The sequence below is a fragment of the Enterococcus sp. DIV0358 genome, from assembly GCF_051713465.1.
Classification (GTDB): Bacteria; Bacillota; Bacilli; order Lactobacillales; family Enterococcaceae; genus Enterococcus; species Enterococcus faecalis.
The window spans coordinates 596,494-613,199 of sequence record NZ_JBIOPX010000001.1 but is presented as its reverse complement, the minus strand read 5'-3'; the positions used below and the strand labels follow the sequence as shown (position 1 = coordinate 613,199).

12 protein-coding genes are annotated in these 16,706 nt (G+C 37.4%); 7 read left to right on the top strand and 5 right to left on the bottom strand.

All coding sequences use genetic code 11. The features are described from left to right. Window positions 1–60: 60 nt before the first annotated feature. Entirely contained in the window at window positions 61–2,067 is a 2,007-nt protein-coding gene (locus tag IGK70_RS03015) for a KUP/HAK/KT family potassium transporter (RefSeq protein ID WP_438775163.1), read from the bottom strand. 333 nt (window positions 2,068–2,400) lie between these two features. Beyond that, window positions 2,401–5,046 carry a calcium-translocating P-type ATPase, PMCA-type gene (locus IGK70_RS03010; protein ID WP_438775162.1) on the bottom strand — a complete coding sequence of 882 codons (2,646 nt, stop codon included), beginning with the start codon at window positions 5,044–5,046 and terminating at the stop codon, window positions 2,401–2,403. Window positions 5,047–5,868: 822 nt separating this feature from the next. On the opposite strand from IGK70_RS03010, the gene IGK70_RS03005 reads away from it, so the two are divergent. After that, window positions 5,869–6,174: a helix-turn-helix transcriptional regulator gene (locus IGK70_RS03005; RefSeq protein ID WP_002355748.1), complete on the top strand. Its 306-nt coding sequence runs from the start codon at window positions 5,869–5,871 to the stop codon at window positions 6,172–6,174. 344 nt (window positions 6,175–6,518) lie between these two features. On the opposite strand, the gene queA is transcribed toward IGK70_RS03005, so the two are convergent. Next, on the bottom strand, window positions 6,519–7,550 hold the full coding sequence (gene queA, locus IGK70_RS03000; RefSeq protein ID WP_002355747.1) for a tRNA preQ1(34) S-adenosylmethionine ribosyltransferase-isomerase QueA: 1,032 nt from the start codon (window positions 7,548–7,550) through the stop codon (window positions 6,519–6,521). A 165-nt stretch (window positions 7,551–7,715) separates the two neighbouring features. On the opposite strand from queA, the gene IGK70_RS02995 reads away from it, so the two are divergent. The 6 genes from IGK70_RS02995 (at window position 7,716) to IGK70_RS02970 (ending at window position 13,190) form a co-directional block, all read left to right on the top strand. Then, entirely contained in the window at window positions 7,716–8,606 is an 891-nt protein-coding gene (locus tag IGK70_RS02995; RefSeq protein ID WP_104874244.1) for a ring-cleaving dioxygenase, read from the top strand. A 626-nt stretch (window positions 8,607–9,232) separates the two neighbouring features. Further along, window positions 9,233–10,426, top strand: a complete 1,194-nt coding sequence (locus IGK70_RS02990; RefSeq protein ID WP_002355745.1) for a betaine/proline/choline family ABC transporter ATP-binding protein — start codon at window positions 9,233–9,235, stop codon at window positions 10,424–10,426. Between the two features lie 3 nt (window positions 10,427–10,429). Then, window positions 10,430–11,065 carry an ABC transporter permease gene (locus tag IGK70_RS02985; RefSeq protein WP_002355744.1) on the top strand — a complete coding sequence of 212 codons (636 nt, stop codon included), beginning with the start codon at window positions 10,430–10,432 and terminating at the stop codon, window positions 11,063–11,065. Window positions 11,066–11,067: 2 nt separating this feature from the next. Then, window positions 11,068–11,988: an osmoprotectant ABC transporter substrate-binding protein gene (locus IGK70_RS02980; RefSeq protein ID WP_002355743.1), complete on the top strand. Its 921-nt coding sequence runs from the start codon at window positions 11,068–11,070 to the stop codon at window positions 11,986–11,988. 3 nt (window positions 11,989–11,991) lie between these two features. Continuing rightward, on the top strand, window positions 11,992–12,654 hold the full coding sequence (locus IGK70_RS02975) for an ABC transporter permease (RefSeq protein ID WP_002363261.1): 663 nt from the start codon (window positions 11,992–11,994) through the stop codon (window positions 12,652–12,654). 71 nt (window positions 12,655–12,725) lie between these two features. Then, window positions 12,726–13,190, top strand: a complete 465-nt coding sequence (locus IGK70_RS02970; protein WP_033601094.1) for a GNAT family N-acetyltransferase — start codon at window positions 12,726–12,728, stop codon at window positions 13,188–13,190. Between the two features lie 35 nt (window positions 13,191–13,225). On the opposite strand, the gene IGK70_RS02965 is transcribed toward IGK70_RS02970, so the two are convergent. Both IGK70_RS02965 and IGK70_RS02960 read right to left on the bottom strand, forming a co-directional pair. Then, window positions 13,226–15,049, bottom strand: a complete 1,824-nt coding sequence (locus IGK70_RS02965; RefSeq protein WP_002379167.1) for an APC family permease — start codon at window positions 15,047–15,049, stop codon at window positions 13,226–13,228. Window positions 15,050–15,346: 297 nt separating this feature from the next. Then, entirely contained in the window at window positions 15,347–16,516 is a 1,170-nt protein-coding gene (locus IGK70_RS02960) for a cation diffusion facilitator family transporter (RefSeq protein WP_002391646.1), read from the bottom strand. Window positions 16,517–16,706: the final 190 nt, after the last annotated feature.

Here is a 16,706-nt window from a genome sequence, read left to right as displayed (position 1 = left end):
AAAGATTGAGCCATGTATCTCAAGGACCTAGGCTCAATCTTTTAGTTAAATTTCTTCTATTTATGAACGATTCTTTCGTTCAACTAAGTGCGTTTTCCGTTGTGGGCCAATGATTAAAGGAACGGATTCATATTTGACTTCACTGTATTCCAAGCCAAACCAACTTTCAGGAGAAGTAGTTAAGTTTTTGATAGCTAATTTTGCCTGCATAATTTGTCGATCCCATTTTTTCAGTTCAGAAACGTTAGATAATTCTTCTTGAATTAATACAAATTGGAAATCGCCAACTTCTCTTCCTGGCGTTAATGAATAACGTTGTGGCTGTTTTGGCAAGCGGCCTGTTTTCATCAAATCATGAACAATTTGTCTTAAATATACATTTACTTCTTGAGAAATATGGAAGCCTAAATATAGCTGAACTTGCACAATAAAATCAGTTCCTAACATGTCAACAGAATACTCTTGAGTAAAGGGTTCATCTGTTACCTGAACATTGACAAACCAATAAACATTCGCTCGTTTTGGTTGTTTGTCCAAAATCGAATAAATAATATTACGATTAATTTCGCCATCCACTCGATCGGAGGTTAAAAAGACCACGTTGGTTTGATACATTGGTACAGATGTATCTTCTTTCAAAGCTTTAAGTTGTGGTACATATTTTTCCAACGACACTTGTTCCGCCGTTGCTTCCTTAATCTCGTTGCCGCGTTCCCAAATAATCATGATGCATAACAAGAAGACTGCCATTCCCACAGCAACATATCCACCATGGAAAAACTTCGCAGCACTTGAAAAGAAAAAGATAACTTCAATGGCAGCAAAGAACAAGGAAATTAGATACGCAGACCACGCTGGAATTTTATCCAAAAGATAAAACAACAATAAAATGGTTGTCATTAACATCGTAATCGTAATCGATAGACCATACGCAGCTTCCATGTGTGTCGATGTTCTAAAAGCCAGCACGATTGCTGAACAAGCTAACCATAAAATTAAATTCACCGCTGGAATATACATTTGACCGATATTGCTCCCAGGATAAATAATTTTAAGTCTTGGTAATAACTTCAATTTAATCGCTTCAGAAACTAAAGTATACGAACCTGATATTAACGCTTGCGAAGCAATCACTGCGGCGATTGTTGCAAAAACAACGCCAAATACGAGAATACCTCGTGGAATCATTTGGAAAAATGGGTTAATTTCAGCTAATGCCTGCATTTCAGGGTTTTCTTTGACCGTTAACAACCACGCAGCTTGCCCTAAATAATTAAGAATCAAACAAATCTTAATATACGGCCAGCTAATGCGGATATTCATTTTTCCTACATGCCCTAAATCAGAATATAAAGCTTCAGCACCAGTTGTAGCCAAGAAAATATTCCCTAAAATAAATAGACCTAATTTATTTTCTGGACTGACTAGTAATTGCAAAGCATAATATGGATTTAATGCACGAATAACCGTCCAATCTTGGCTAAAATTCATTAAACCAATGATGCCTAAAAAAGTAAACCACAAGAACATAATCGGCCCAAAAGCTTTCCCGACCAATTCTGTTCCAAATCGTTGAACAGAAAAAAGAATTAAAATAATCGTCAACGTAATAACCACTATAATCGTTTGGTCATTGCCAAAACGTTCAAAAAATGCCGGAATCCCCCGTAAGCCTTCAATCGCTGTCGTCACTGTCACAGCTGGGGTCAAAACGCCATCAGCCAATAAAGCGGCGCCGCCAATCATTGCGGGAATAATCAAATACTTACTTTTTTTACGAACCAATGTATAAAGAGAGAAAATCCCACCTTCTCCATGGTTATCAGCATTTAAAGCAATAACAACATATTTAATCGTGGTTAAGATAGTTAATGTCCAAAAAATTAATGAGACCGAACCTAAAATAAACGATTCAGAAACCCGTGCCAAGCCACCATTATCTCCTACAATGGCTTTCATTACATATAAAGGGCTCGTTCCAATATCTCCATAGACAACGCCCATGGCAACTAAGATCCCTGCCATCGTAAATTTCCGACGATCAACCCCCTCTGCTTTGTGTAACACAATACTTTCCTCCTACAAAAGAAATGACTTCGTTTAGTTTAACCAACAGCTCCATAAAAACTTTTAAAACTCTTTATTATATAACGTTTTATATATCTTTTTCATTAGTCAAAAAGCGCTTTTTGACTAACGATGCTACTCACTATAATACGTTTTAAATCGTTTAGCAAGTCTTTTTATTAGAGAATGTTCATCTTACATAAGAAACCCACCTATTTTGAAAAAAGGAAAATCAAAAATAAGTGGGGCAGCAGTCGAAACGACTGCTGCCCCACTTGCTAACTATTAAGATAATTCCCTGAACAAAAGTAGCTCCTTTTATTCCTGTTAAATTTAAATCACTTCTTCTTCCTCTTCAACTTCAGAGAAATGGAACTTAATCATTTCATTGACGAAAATTGGCACAAAGGATAGGAAAATTGCTAACATCCAATGATTTAAACTAATATGCACTAATCCAAATAGTTCTTGTGTGAATGGTAATAAAGCAATGGTTGTGGTAATTAGTAATGCTAAAACGACCATTTCAAAGAGCGACTTGTTGCTTGATAATTTTACACGGAAAACAGAGTTCGCACTACGAACATTAAAGACATGTAAGATAGAGGAATAAGCTAAGATTAAAAATGCCACTGTTTGTCCAACTTCATAGCTGTTTGAAACATAGGCTGAAACACCTGGTACAAAGGCACCTAGGTAAAAACCAAACAAAGTAATGACTGTGAACACTGCTGCATTAATCCCAATCTTTTGCCATAAGCCTCGTGCAAAAATCCCTTCGTTTTTAGGGATTGGTGCCTCATCCATAATTCCTTTTTCCGCTGGTTCTTTTCCTAATGCAAAACCAGGTAACCCATCTGCAACCACGTTAACAAACAACAGTTGAACTGCAGTAAATGGCGCACCCCAACCAAGTAACATGGCAATTAAAACAATAAAAATCTCAGAAATATTACAGCTTAACAAGAAGTTAATGGCTTTACGAATGTTTCGGTACACGGCACGTCCTTGCGCAACCGCATCAACAATAGTTGCAAAGTTATCGTCCGTCAAAATCATATCTGAAGCGCCTTGGGCCACATCTGTTCCAGTAATCCCCATTGCGCAACCGACATCACTAGCTTTCAAGGCTGGCGCATCATTCACGCCATCTCCGGTCATTGCTACAACAGCGCCAGAACGTTGCCATGATTGAACAATTCGAATTTTATCTTCAGGGGTTACACGTGCATAAACGGATAAATCTTTAACCCGTTTATCTAATTCTTCATCACTCATTTTTTTCAGTTCTGAACCAGATAAGGCTTCACTTTTATCTTTTAAAATCCCTAATTCTTTAGCAATTGCACTGGCAGTTACCACGTGATCACCAGTAATCATGACTGTTTTAATTCCAGCTTTTTTCGCACGAGCAATGGCGCCCTTACTTTCTGGACGTGGTGGATCAATCATGCCAATTAAGCCTAACAAGCGAAGATTTTTTTCTAAAGCCTCCGATGTAATTTCCTTGGGTGGTTCATCATATACGGCATAACCGACAGCAATAACTCGTAACGCTCGTTTTCCGAAACGATCATTAACAATAGCCGCTTGATCGACATCCCCGAAACCAAAACGAGGTAGTAACACATCAAAGGCTCCTTTAGTAATTGAGATGTGCTTTTTCCCCCATTGATGGACCGTAGTCATCATTTTTCGTTCTGAATCAAAGGAAATTTCACCAATACGAGGATATTTTTCTTCAAGTTCTTCTTTCGTATGATAATTTTCTTCGACAGCACGAACAATTGCCGCTTCTGTCGGATTCCCTGTAACAGTTAGTTCATCGCCTTCTTTTTCCACAATAACATCTGTACATAAAGCAGCCATTTTCAATACTTCCATGGCTTCATCGGTCATGGCATCTTCCGTATCCGTTACTTCATCACCACGATGCCATACTCGGCGGACGCGCATTTTATTTTGTGTCAGTGTTCCTGTCTTATCAGAACAGATAACATTCGCAGTTCCTAGCGTTTCTACTGCTGGCAATCGACGAATAATCGCATGTTTCTTAGCCATTTTTTGAACACCATATGCTAAGGTTAACGTTACAATCACGGTTAGTGTTTCTGGTACAGCTGCCACCGCTAAGGAAACGGCTGTCATAAACATTTCAAGAAGCGGTTCTCCTTGCAGTTCACCAATAATGAAAACAATTGCTGCAGCCCCTAAGGCTAACAAACTAATACGTTTGCCTAATTGATTCAAGCGTTTTTGTAATGGTGTTTTTTGCTGATCGCTGTTATTCAGTAACCCAGCAATTTTACCCATTTCTGTATTCATTCCTGTTGCAGTTACTACTGCTCGTCCGCGGCCATTCACAACGGTACAGCCTTTGAAAATCATATTTATTTGATCTCCTAAGCCATCATCGTCATGCCCCACGTATGTAGGATCTTTTTCAACAGGTTCACTTTCACCTGTTAGTGCTGACTCTTCTACGCGCATTTGAGAAGCTTGAATAAGTCGTGCATCGGCTGTAATCATTGAACCAGCTTCAAGAACTAGAACATCTCCTACTACTAGTTCTTCAGCATCGACTTCGATTACCTTGCCATCTCGTAAGACTGCACTACTTTGCTTGTTCATGTCTTGTAAAGCCGCCAGAGATTTTTCAGCATTTCCTTCTTGAACAATGGCTAAAACAGCATTGATAATCACAATTGCAATAATTAAGATTCCTTCAAAATATTCGCCATGTTCTGTTACGATTGCTGTATAAAACGAAATTGCCGCAGCAACTAATAAAATAATCGTCGTAAAATCAGATAAACTGTGAATGAATTTCTTTAACACAGAATCCTTCTTAGCCTCTTCAAATTGATTGCGGCCATTTTCTTTCAGCCGTTGTTGGGCCTCTTGTTGTGTTAAACCAGTTTCAGTATTGACTGAAACTTCTTTTGTGACAGTATCGACAGTTTGCTTGTAAGCTTCCATCCTATTCCCCCTCTAATTTTTTCTTCCTATATAATAGTGTCTCTATTAAATATAACATGATTTTTTTTGAACACGCAACTTTTTTCATCTTTGGCTTAGCGTTCTCTCATATGTCCAGAAAAAACTGGTATTTTCGTTGTTGCTACAGCAATGTTTCTATTTGATTATGGGAATTTTATGAAAAAGGAAACGAATTCAGCCAAAAAGCAATGGACATTTTTTTCATTTTGTCTGATAAAAAAAAGTTTATTTCTATATATTCAACACAAAAACAACAAAAAAATACAACGTTATTTGGTTCACACGATTATTTATTTTACATGTTATAAAATAACCAGAAAAATATTATATTTAATCTTATTAATAAGTGTTATAACTTGCAAACGCTTCCAAAAGGTGCTATTCTTTAAGTGTAAGGAGGACATGCAAATCAATTGGTTGAAGATTTTCTCAGTAGATAAAAATCGGTAAACTCAAAGTTGTTAGAATTGCAAGATTCACCTGTAAACAATACGTGTAGAGTAATTGTTAGTGATAACTCGTATCGGAAAATAGGGAAAGGTTATAGAAGGATGGAGTTTCTATAAAGCATTTACCCTATCTGTTATCACCTAACGCAAGTTATCCACCATCCAAGCGTCGAAACTGTATGAAAACAAGGTTTTAGTTTCACCACATCACGTTCACCTTTTGCTTTACATGTATCGCGAAATGTAAACACTTGTTCAACCAATTGATGTCCTCCCGTTAACAAGGCCGAGCTTAAATTTAAGCTCGGTTTTTTCTTTTAGGCAATAAAATATATTTGTATCAAATAATCATATGTGTTATATTCAAGGTGCACATTCTATTTTATCTTCTTTTAAAGGAGGGAATGCTATGCGAAAAAAGAAAAAATCTTCGTTTGAAAGTTCAATTCATGTTTATCGTGCTATGGCTCGTATGACCCAGCAAGATTTGGCCAATCGAGTCGGTGTCTCTCGACAAACAATTATTCAACTGGAACGAAACAAGTACAATCCTTCATTACTTCTTGCGCATGACATCGCGAACGTCTTTGGCGTAACCATTGATGATGTGTTCACCTTCAAAGAAACACTGAATGACGATGTAGAACAAGAAGCCTAAACAGTATAAGCTGTACTTAACAAGACAATTTTTCTGATTGTACTTGGAGTTGCCGAGGTACAACTTAGTACCGGCAATACGAAGAAAGCACTTCTTCGTATTGTTGTTTCAATAATTAATCTTTGCTTACATAAAAAAAGAACGGCGCAACCGTGGTTGCGTCGTTCTTTTTATTCTAAGATTGTCTACTAAGCATTTTTGCTCTAGTAGCGTTTTGGTTTCTAACTTTATTATTTACAGGGGAAGAAAAAATAAAGCACACCTTTACTGTGATTCCAAAAATCACGTGTTTATCATAATATATTTTTGTTTCAATCCCAAGTATTCTGCTCACAAAGTGTCGCTTATTTAATAAACATTGCATCGCCAAAACTAAAGAAACGATATTTTTCCTCAATAGCATGTTGGTAAGCAGCCAATGTTAAGTCTTTTCCTGCAAAGGCACTCACAAGCATCACTAACGTAGATTTTGGTAAATGGAAGTTCGTTGAAAAAGCCTCTACAACTTTAAATTGATACCCTGGTGTGATAAAAATATCGGTCCAGCCACTGTCAGCCTGGATTTCACCATTAAATTTTGTGCCAATTGTTTCCAACGTACGAATAGAAGTTGTTCCAACCGCAACAATCCGACCGCCTGCTTGGCGTACTTCATTTAATTGCTTAGCCGCTTCTTCAGTTAAACGATAGAATTCGCTATGCATATGATGTTCTTCTATATTATCAACGCTCACGGGACGGAATGTTCCTAAACCGACATGTAACGTTAAATAAACGAGATGAACACCTTTTGCTTTGATCTCTTCTAATAGTTCTTTTGTAAAATGCAAACCCGCTGTTGGTGCTGCAGCTGAACCATTTTCTTCAGCATAAACCGTTTGATAACGATCTGGGTCATCTAGACGTTCTTTGATATATGGCGGCAATGGCATTTCTCCTAACGATTCTAAAATTTCTAAGAAAATACCATCATATTTAAATTCAATGATTCGACCACCATGTTCCAACTCTTCTTTAACCACCGCTTTTAGGCGACCATCGCCAAATTGAATTTCCGTGCCGACTTTTGCACGTTTCGCAGGTTTAATCAAGGTTTCCCATGTATCGCCTTCTGTATTTGTTAAAAGTAAAACTTCCAAATGACCGCCTGTTTCAGGTTTTTCTCCATATAAACGGGCCGGCAGTACCCGGGTATTATTCATGACTAATGCATCCCCAGGCTGTAATTCATCAAGAATATCATGGAAATGTTTATCCTCCATGTCTCCTGTTTCTTTATTTACAACTAATAATCGTGAACTAGCGCGATCTTTTAGTGGGGTTTGAGCAATTAATTCTTCTGGTAAATCAAAATCAAAATCTTCTGTACTTAGCATTTCCGTCACTCTTTCTACTAGTTTTTATCTTGGTTATTCTAACACTTTTTCTTGTTTCTGGCTATGTCAGCCTTCTGAATCAAACTAAATAGTTGTCAAAAAATGTCAGAAGCTCTATACTTACTTTAAGTAAGTATACATAGTTATTTAGAGGAGGAACTCAAAATGCATGCTCAATTTCATCATGTTTCACTATTAGCGCGTCATAGTCAAGAAAACCAATCATTCTATACAAAATTGTTAGGCTTACGTTTTGTCAAAAATACCGTCAATCAAGACAACAATCGCATGCCTCATTATTTTTATGGCGATTATCAAGGCACGCCGGGAAGCTTAGTAACTTTTTTTATCGTGCCCTTATTAGGCAACCGCTATGAAGAAAAAAATTATTTAGCCACGATTGGCTTAAAAATTCCCCAAAACAGCCTTTCCTTTTGGGAACAACGTTTAACAGAAAACAAAATTCCATTTAACAAAAAAGAAAAGAGCCTCCATTTCAGTGATCCAGATGATACGCATATTATCCTGACAGAAGTTCCTGAAAATCCATTAAAAGAAACACTCGTTGTTTCTAACGACATTCCAGCAGCGGTTCAAATTATCGGTTTGGCCTCTACTGAATTTCATGTACCAGATTCTGAAAAAACCTTGGCCTTTTTTGAAACATTTCTTGGTTGGCAAGCAGTTGGCAATACGATTATTTTAAGTGAGACGGAAAGCTTTTCTGTTCATCAAACAACGTCGGATAAAACAAGTCGAATGGGGCGTGGTAGTATGGATCATATCGCTTTTTCTGTGGCTGATGATGAAGCATTACAAGAACTACACACGCGCGCTTTAGCACAAGGCTGGGAGATTGAAATGTATGTAAGTCGTGGATATTTTAAAAGTTTATACATTCGTGAACCAGGCGGGAATCGGGTTGAATTTGCTACTTTGGCTCCTGGCTTTACATTGGATGAGCCTCTGGAACATTTAGGGGAAACATTGGCTTTACCGCCTTTTTTAGAACCAAAACGGACTGCAATTGAAGCCAACCTCTACAAAGACATGTAACCAACGCTTCAGAAGACAGCGGAAAACGGACGTAATAATCGGTGACAAAATTACGTCCGTCTCTCTTCCCCTATGTTTGAATGTTTGAACAAGAGAATAAAAAATGACCTTCAGATTTTTCTGAACGTCATTGCACATTCCATAAAAAGCATCCTTCGTTCTTCCACTTCTTACTTCTTAAAAAAACTGGTAATTTTTTCAAAAATTCAGTAAAATAAAAGTGATCAATGGTTTCCATTGATTGAACGGGCAACTTGATGGTCCACTTGCACAGGTGACTATTCAAGGCTTCGTGATTTAGTTGCCGCTAAATCATGAAGCGCCTTTTTTTATTTTATTCCCTTGTTCTCTTTCCATTCTAATGAAAAACTCAGCTCCCGTCAACTTGCTATAAAGGACACTTTTCTTTGTTATAGCGGCTTTTTCCCCTTCTCAGAATACTCTTTTTAACATCTTGTTTCGTTCAGACAACTTTTACTAAACAATAGTTGTCTTTTCTTTTTTTTAGAACGAATTAAAAAATTTTTACCGCCTTCTTTTTCCCATTAAAAATAGATTACATTTGTCGAAATCGCATTTTTATAGCATACTAGTAATAAGATACATTTTCAAAATATTTAGTTGAGGTGAGTAAGTTGATAGAATTTCAGCATGTATCAAAATTTTATAAAGGCGGAAAAGTCGCCGTCGATGACATTAATTTGTCTTTCGATAAAGGTGAATTTATCTGCTTCATCGGAACAAGTGGTAGTGGAAAAACAACATCAATGCGGATGCTTAACCGCATGACCGACCCTTCAAAAGGAAAAATTTTAATTGATGGCCAAGATATTCAAAAAATCAATCCTGTAGAGCTACGTCGCCAAATTGGCTATGTCATTCAAAATATCGGCTTGATGCCTCACATGACCATTCGTGAAAATATCGTTTTAGTGCCTAAATTATTAAAAGTACCTGTGGAAGAACGCAATAAGATAGCCGAAAAAATGATTGATTTGGTTGAGTTACCACGAGAAATGTTGGACCGCTATCCCAATGAACTTTCTGGGGGACAACAACAAAGAATCGGCGTTGTGCGGGCTTTAGCTGCCAATCAAGATATTATTCTAATGGATGAACCTTTTGGTGCTTTAGATCCTATCACCCGTGATTCATTACAAGATTTAGTGAAAGATTTGCAAGAACGTTTAGGAAAAACGATTGTCTTTGTTACCCATGATATGGATGAAGCGTTGAAATTAGCAAATAAAATTGCCATTATGAGCGAAGGCAAAGTAATTCAATTTGACACACCAGATAATATTTTACGTCATCCAGCCAATGAATTTGTAGAAGAACTCATCGGAGAAGATCGCTTATTACAAGCCAAACCTGATTTCACCACAGTGGATGAAGTCATGTTAAATTCAGCTATTACTATCACGCCGGAAAAATCTTTACAAGAAGCGATTAAATTGATGCGTGAAAAACGGGTTGATACCTTATTAGTTGTTGATAATTCCCATGTGCTTAAAGGCTTTATCGATGTTGAAACATTAGATCAGCAACGTGGCAAAGCTTCTAGTGTTGGTGATATCTTGAATAAAGATGTCTTCTTTGTTCAAAAAACCGCTCTTTTACGTGATGCTTTACAAAGAATCTTAAAACGTGGCTTAAAATATGTGCCAGTCGTTGATGAACAAAAACGAGTGGTGGGCATCTTAACACGTGCTTCCCTTGTTGACATTGTTTATGATGTTATCTGGGGCGATGAAACAACGATTAGTGAAGCTGTAGAAGCAAAACAAAGCGAGTCCGAAACTGATAAAGAGGAGGCGTAAGCAATGAGTAGCTTCTTTCAAGAATATGGATCAGAAATGATTTCAAAAAGTATTGAACATATTTATATTTCATTCTTTGCACTTTTATTAGGGGTCGCTATCGCTGTGCCCGTTGGCGTTTGGTTAACACGTTTGCCCAAAGTAGCCAATATTGTCATTGGTTTAACAAGTGCCTTACAAACGGTTCCTTCGTTGGCTTTATTAGCTTTGATGATTCCAATTTTTGGTGTCGGCAAAACACCCGCTATTATCGCGCTATTCATCTATTCCCTTCTACCTATTTTAAGAAACACGTATATCGGAATGAAAAATGTCGATGAAAATTACCGAGATGTTGCTAAAGGCATGGGCATGACCAATTTACAGTCTATTTTTAGTGTTGAATTACCCATTGCCATGCCAACAATTATGGCCGGCATTCGTTTAGCTGCTGTCTATGTCATTGCTTGGGCTACACTGGCTTCTTATATTGGTGCAGGTGGTCTTGGTGATATGATTTTCAGTGGATTAAATAACTATCAGCCAGAATTAATCTTTGGCGGGACTATTCCGGTAACTATTTTAGCGCTTTTAGCAGATGTTCTTCTTGGATTATTAGAAAATCGTTTAACGCCAAAAGCTTTAAGGGAGGGCGAATAATGATGAAAAAGAAACTCAAGTTAAGCTTACTCTTCTTAAGTAGTTTACTTTTATTGGCAGGTTGTTCTTTACCTGGTCTCGCTTCAACTTCTGATGATAACACTGTCGCCATTACAGGTGGGATTACTTCAGAAGCGCAGATTTTAGGGAGCATTGTAGCGGATATGGTTGAGCATTACACAGATAAAAAAACAAATGTGATTAACAACTTAGCCACTACTACCATCAATCACCAAGCAATGTTAAACGGAGATGCCTCAATTTCTGCAGCTCGTTATACTGGTACTGACGTGACTACTACGCTTGGTTTACCAGCGGAAAAAGACCCTAAAAAAGCGTTCAATCTAGTTCAATCAGAATTTGAAAAACGTTATCAACAAACTTGGTTCCCTTCATATGGATTTGAAAATACTTATGTATTCTTAGTTACAAAAGAAACGGCTGAGAAATACAATTTAAAAACAGTCAGTGATTTAGGGAAAGTCGCAGACAAATTAGTTGCTGGTGTCGATACTGCGTGGATCACACGTGAAGGCGACGGTTATGAAGGCTTTAAAAAGGAATACAACTTCCAATTTAAATCTATTTTACCAATGCAAATTGGCTTGGTGTACGATGCAGTCAACGCTGGAAAAATGGACGTTATCTTAGGTTACTCAACAGATGGCCGGATTGGTAGTTACGATTTAGTCATGTTAAAAGATGACAAGCGCTTCTTCCCGCCTTATGATGCCGCTCCTGTGGTTAGTGACAAATTATTAAAAGAAACGCCGGAAATCAAAGATGTATTAAATCGCTTAGATGGTAAAATTTCTACCAAAAAAATGCAAGAATTGAACTATCAAGCAGATAATGATTTAATTGAACCTGCTGTCGTAGCCGAACGTTTCTTAAAAGAAAACAACTATTTTGAGGGGGAGTAACAGATGAATAATATGAATTTATTCCAACAATTTATCTACTATTTCCAACAAAATGGCGGCTACGTCTTTCAACAATTTTTACGTCACTTTTTAATTTCGATTTATGGCGTAATCTTTGCTGCAATTGTCGGGATTCCTATCGGGATTATGATTTCACGTAAACGTAGCTTAGCCAACTGGATTATCCGTTTAGCGAACATTATCCAAACAGTACCAGCTTTGGCAATGCTTTCGATTTTAATGTTGGGGATGGGCTTAGGCGTCAACACGGTGGTTGTAACGGTCTTCCTTTATTCTCTCCTACCAATCATCAAAAATACGTACACTGGCATGATTCAAGTGGATCGCAATATTTTAGATGTTGGTAAAGGAATGGGTATGACAAAAGTACAACTTCTTTATATGGTCGAGTTACCTTTATCTGTGTCAGTAATCATGGCAGGTATTCGAAATGCGTTAGTCGTCGCAATCGGGATTACTGCGATTGGTGCTTTCGTTGGTGCTGGTGGTTTAGGGGATATTATTATTCGTGGAACCAATGCCACAGATGGTGCTTCTATCATTTTAGTCGGTGCCTTACCAACGGCCTTTATGGCGATTATCACAGATTGGGTTCTAGGGATTATTGAACGTCGTTTAGACCCAGCTAGCAAACATTCCAATTAATAAAAAATACAGAGCAGATCCAACATTGTTTCTTTTCAATGGGATCTGTTCTTTTATCTAGGAGATCAATAATGTCTAACTATACTATTATCGATTTAAACCAACAGCCACACTTAATTCCGTCAGCTGCTCAATGGTTTAGCCAAAAGTGGCAAATCCCCGCTGAAGCGTATCAAGCAAGTATGCAGGAAATACTAACTAGCGAAAACCACGTACCACATTGGTGGGTCTGCTTGAATAAGCAGCAGGACATCGTTGCAGGCGTGGGCGTAATTGATAATGACTTCCACAATCGTGCAGACCTTACGCCAAACCTTTGTGCATTGTATGTCGAACCAACATTTCGTCACCAAGGCTTAGCAGGAATTCTTTTAACAACAGTTGGTGATTTTCTTGCTAATTCTGGATTTAAAAAGCTTTATCTGCTTACAGACCATACTACTTTTTATGAAAGATATGACTGGGAATTTTTGACAATGGTAACCACTGAAGAGCAGTCTTGCGCTAGAATTTATCAAAAACAATTACGTCAATAAAAAAAGTCTGCCATCAAAATGGCAGACTTTTTTATTTATTTTTTCAAGTGATAACTATAGGTAGCCACAATAATATTTTCCCGCCACGCTAAACGAATCCGCAAGCGTAAACTTGTTTGGTTATGCAAAATATTTTGCCAACGTTTATTTGGTACAAATTGTGGTACTAAAACCGTTGTACTGTAGTTATGCTTCGTAGCATTTTTACTAACTAAATCAACATAACGTAAGATAGGGTTTTGCAGTGAGCGATACGAAGAATGGACAATTGATAGACGAACGTCTGGGAAGTGTTTTTTAAACTCTTCCTGAATTTCTTTTTCCTTTTCAACGTTTTCATCCATTGAGACATGCATGGCAACAACATAATCACCAATGGAACGCGCATAGTTCAAGGCGCCGACATTTGCCTTGGTTACGTTCCCTACTAAAACAATAACTGTATTCCCGTCAAACTCATGTAACTGTGCCCCATCTTCTAAACGTAGCTGTTCCGCCACATTTTTATAGTGAGTATTGACCCGATAAAATGCATAAATCAACACTGGCATAATAATAAAAAACGGCCAGATGTCCCCTAATCGATAAATAAACAAAATGGCGATAATCGCGAAAGAGATAAAGGCGCCGACAATATTAGCAATTGATTTTGGCAACCAATTTTTAGTTTCTTTTCGCCATTTTACAACCATCCCCGATTGAGACAAAGCAAACGGAATAAACACACCAATTGAATATAATGGGATTAAACGTTCTGTGGAACCTTGGAAAATCAATAATAAAACAATGGAACCAGCAGCTAAAGTTAAAATACCGTTTGAATAGCCTAAACGGTCGCCACGATCCATATACATATGCGGCATAAACTTATCTTTGGCTAAGTTATAAGCCAAAACTGGAAAGGCTGAGAATCCTGTGTTAGCGGCAACCGCTAAAATTAAGGCTGTCGCAAACTGTAATAAATAATATAAAATATTTTGACCAAAGACCGCTTTCCCAATTTGGGAAAGAACTGTCACTTCTTCTTTTGGCACAATCCCATACCAATAGTTAATAAACGTAATCCCCACGAAGAAGAACCCTAAAATCGTTGCCATTAACGCTAACGTCCCAGCAGCATTTTTTGCTCGTGGTTTCTTAAAGAATGGCACTGCATTACTGATTGCTTCAACCCCTGTTAAGGAAGAAGAACCAGATGAAAAAGCCCGTAGAACTAAGGCAATAGAAATTCCTGGAACCACGGCTCCTGGTAAAGCTGTCGCATTCAATGGCTGTGCGCCAGTCACAATTTTAAATAGCCCAACAACAATCAATAAGGTAATAATTGCGATAAAACTATACACTGGCAACATTAAGAACGAAGCAGATTCTCGCAGGCCTCTCAAGTTCATTAAGGTAATCAATATCACAATCCCAATAGAAATTGCTACTTGATGCCCATATAACGCCGGAATCGCCGATATAATCGCCTCTGCGCCCGCTGAAACTGAAACGGCTACTGTTAGCATATAATCGACTAACAACGAACCACCAGCCAATAAACCGGCATTTCTGCCGAGGTTTTCACTACTAACAACGTATGCACCGCCGCCATGCGGATACGCATGAATAATTTGTCGGTACGACAATGTTAAAGAAATAAGTAAAATAATAACAAATGCAGCAATTGGCAATGAATACCAAATCGCAGCCGCCGACAAAGTAACCAGAACCACCACTATTTGTTCTGTACCATACGCAATGGATGAAAGTGCATCAGAAGATAACAACGCAAGCGCTGCAAATCTGCTTAATTTATGTTCATCATTTTCGGCTGATTTCAATGGTTTCCCAATGAACAGTCGTTTTAAATCCGCCATTTTTTTCTACTCCTTTTCTCTAGAGTGACCCGCTCACTTTTTTCATTATTTTTTATCAAACAAATCCATATGCTACGCTTCTCACAATGAAAAGTCAATTGATTTTTGTTACTGAAAAAGATAAAAAAATCACCATCTTTTTTTAATCAGACACTCATTTAAAGTCCCCCGCTTCCTTTATCTTATCAAGAGAATCCAGATAACAAAAGGATTTGCATTCTCTAAACAAAAAAGCGAGAGCTAAAAGTCTATTTGACCTTTTGGCTCTCGCTTAAAAACTTAGTTAATTATTCCCTTTTATTGTAACAAGTACGTATGATCGAAGGTAATTTCCACTTTATAACGACCAATTTTTTCATAAACTTGCCGTTGAATTTCCACACCCAGTTCAAATTCAGATAATTTTGATTCTGTAGGTAAAACCAAGTCGAACAAAATCTTCGGTTCTTCACCATGGGTAACTAAGCGGATATCATGGACTTTTAAAGACGCATCAAAAGAACGAATAATCTTTTTGATTGTTTGATGAACAAATTGTTGTGTTGGGTCATACAAATTCACTGGATCAATATGACAAACAAGGTTAACATCTAATTCTTCTTTAAACTTCGCTTCAATCGCATCGATTGTCTGATGGGCTTTATTTAAATCCCAGCGATCATCAATTTCAATGTGAACAGACGCAAACGTTTGGCTGGGACCATAATTATGAATCAGTAAATCGTGATACCCTACAATTGTTTCCATTTTTGATAAGACATTTTTCATTTCATCAATTTCTGTTTGGCTCGGACGCATGCCCATCAACTCATTAATAAATTCGCGAATTAACTGCAAGCCACTATAAATAATATATGCAGCAATTAAAAAACCAATATATCCATCAATTCGCAAACCAGTGACGCCTTCAATAAATGCAGAAACCAAAACAGCTAATGTAGTATAAACATCATTGAAGCTGTCCTTAGCAGAAGCAACTAATGCTTGAGAATCAATTTTTGCTGATACTTTTTTGTAAAACAGCCCTTGCCAAATTTTAATCCCAATTGACAAAGCTAAAACAGCAAATAAAATGGGTGTCACCTTGATTGATTCTGGATGCAGGATACGATCAACGGAGGTCGTTAGAAACTCAAACCCAATAAACGTAATCACTAATGATACAAGCATTCCACTAATATATTCAAAACGTTCATGGCCATAGGGATGTTCTTTATCCGCTGGCTTACCAGCAATATAAAAACCGACTAATGTTAAAACTGAAGAAATAGTATCGGACAAGCTATTAATGGCATCTGCCATGATTGAAACACTACCTGAAAGCAAGCCAATCATAAATTTACTAACGAATAAAAATAAATTAGAAACAAGCCCAATCCGCCCGGCAAAAGCACCGAATGCTGTTCGTTTTTCCAATTTACGACGTTCAATTTTTTTCTCATATCGTTGAAGCAATGCTTGAATCATTTTACAACCCCTACCCACTTTTTATTTCTTAAAAAAATACTATAAAACCTTTTTATACATTTGTACACAAAAAACCTCACTTTCTGAGGGAGATTTTATTATTTAGCATTGCCAAAAAGTCAAAAGCAAGAGCCCCCAAAACTTCTTTGTTAGGGTTGCCTTGAAAATAAAGAAAAACAAAAAGCCGAAA

Coding starts and splice junctions, on each gene's coding strand:
- queA (WP_002355747.1), bottom strand. CDS start 7,550: ATGCTAAGTACAGAAGATTTTGATTTTGATTTACCAGAAGAATTAATT.
- IGK70_RS03005 (WP_002355748.1), top strand. CDS start 5,869: ATGTGTTATATTCAAGGTGCACATTCTATTTTATCTTCTTTTAAAGGA.
- IGK70_RS03010 (WP_438775162.1), bottom strand. CDS start 5,046: ATGGAAGCTTACAAGCAAACTGTCGATACTGTCACAAAAGAAGTTTCA.
- IGK70_RS02970 (WP_033601094.1), top strand. CDS start 12,726: ATGTCTAACTATACTATTATCGATTTAAACCAACAGCCACACTTAATT.
- IGK70_RS02965 (WP_002379167.1), bottom strand. CDS start 15,049: ATGGCGGATTTAAAACGACTGTTCATTGGGAAACCATTGAAATCAGCC.
- IGK70_RS02980 (WP_002355743.1), top strand. CDS start 11,068: ATGAAAAAGAAACTCAAGTTAAGCTTACTCTTCTTAAGTAGTTTACTT.
- IGK70_RS02985 (WP_002355744.1), top strand. CDS start 10,430: ATGAGTAGCTTCTTTCAAGAATATGGATCAGAAATGATTTCAAAAAGT.
- IGK70_RS02960 (WP_002391646.1), bottom strand. CDS start 16,516: ATGATTCAAGCATTGCTTCAACGATATGAGAAAAAAATTGAACGTCGT.
- IGK70_RS02995 (WP_104874244.1), top strand. CDS start 7,716: ATGCATGCTCAATTTCATCATGTTTCACTATTAGCGCGTCATAGTCAA.
- IGK70_RS02975 (WP_002363261.1), top strand. CDS start 11,992: ATGAATAATATGAATTTATTCCAACAATTTATCTACTATTTCCAACAA.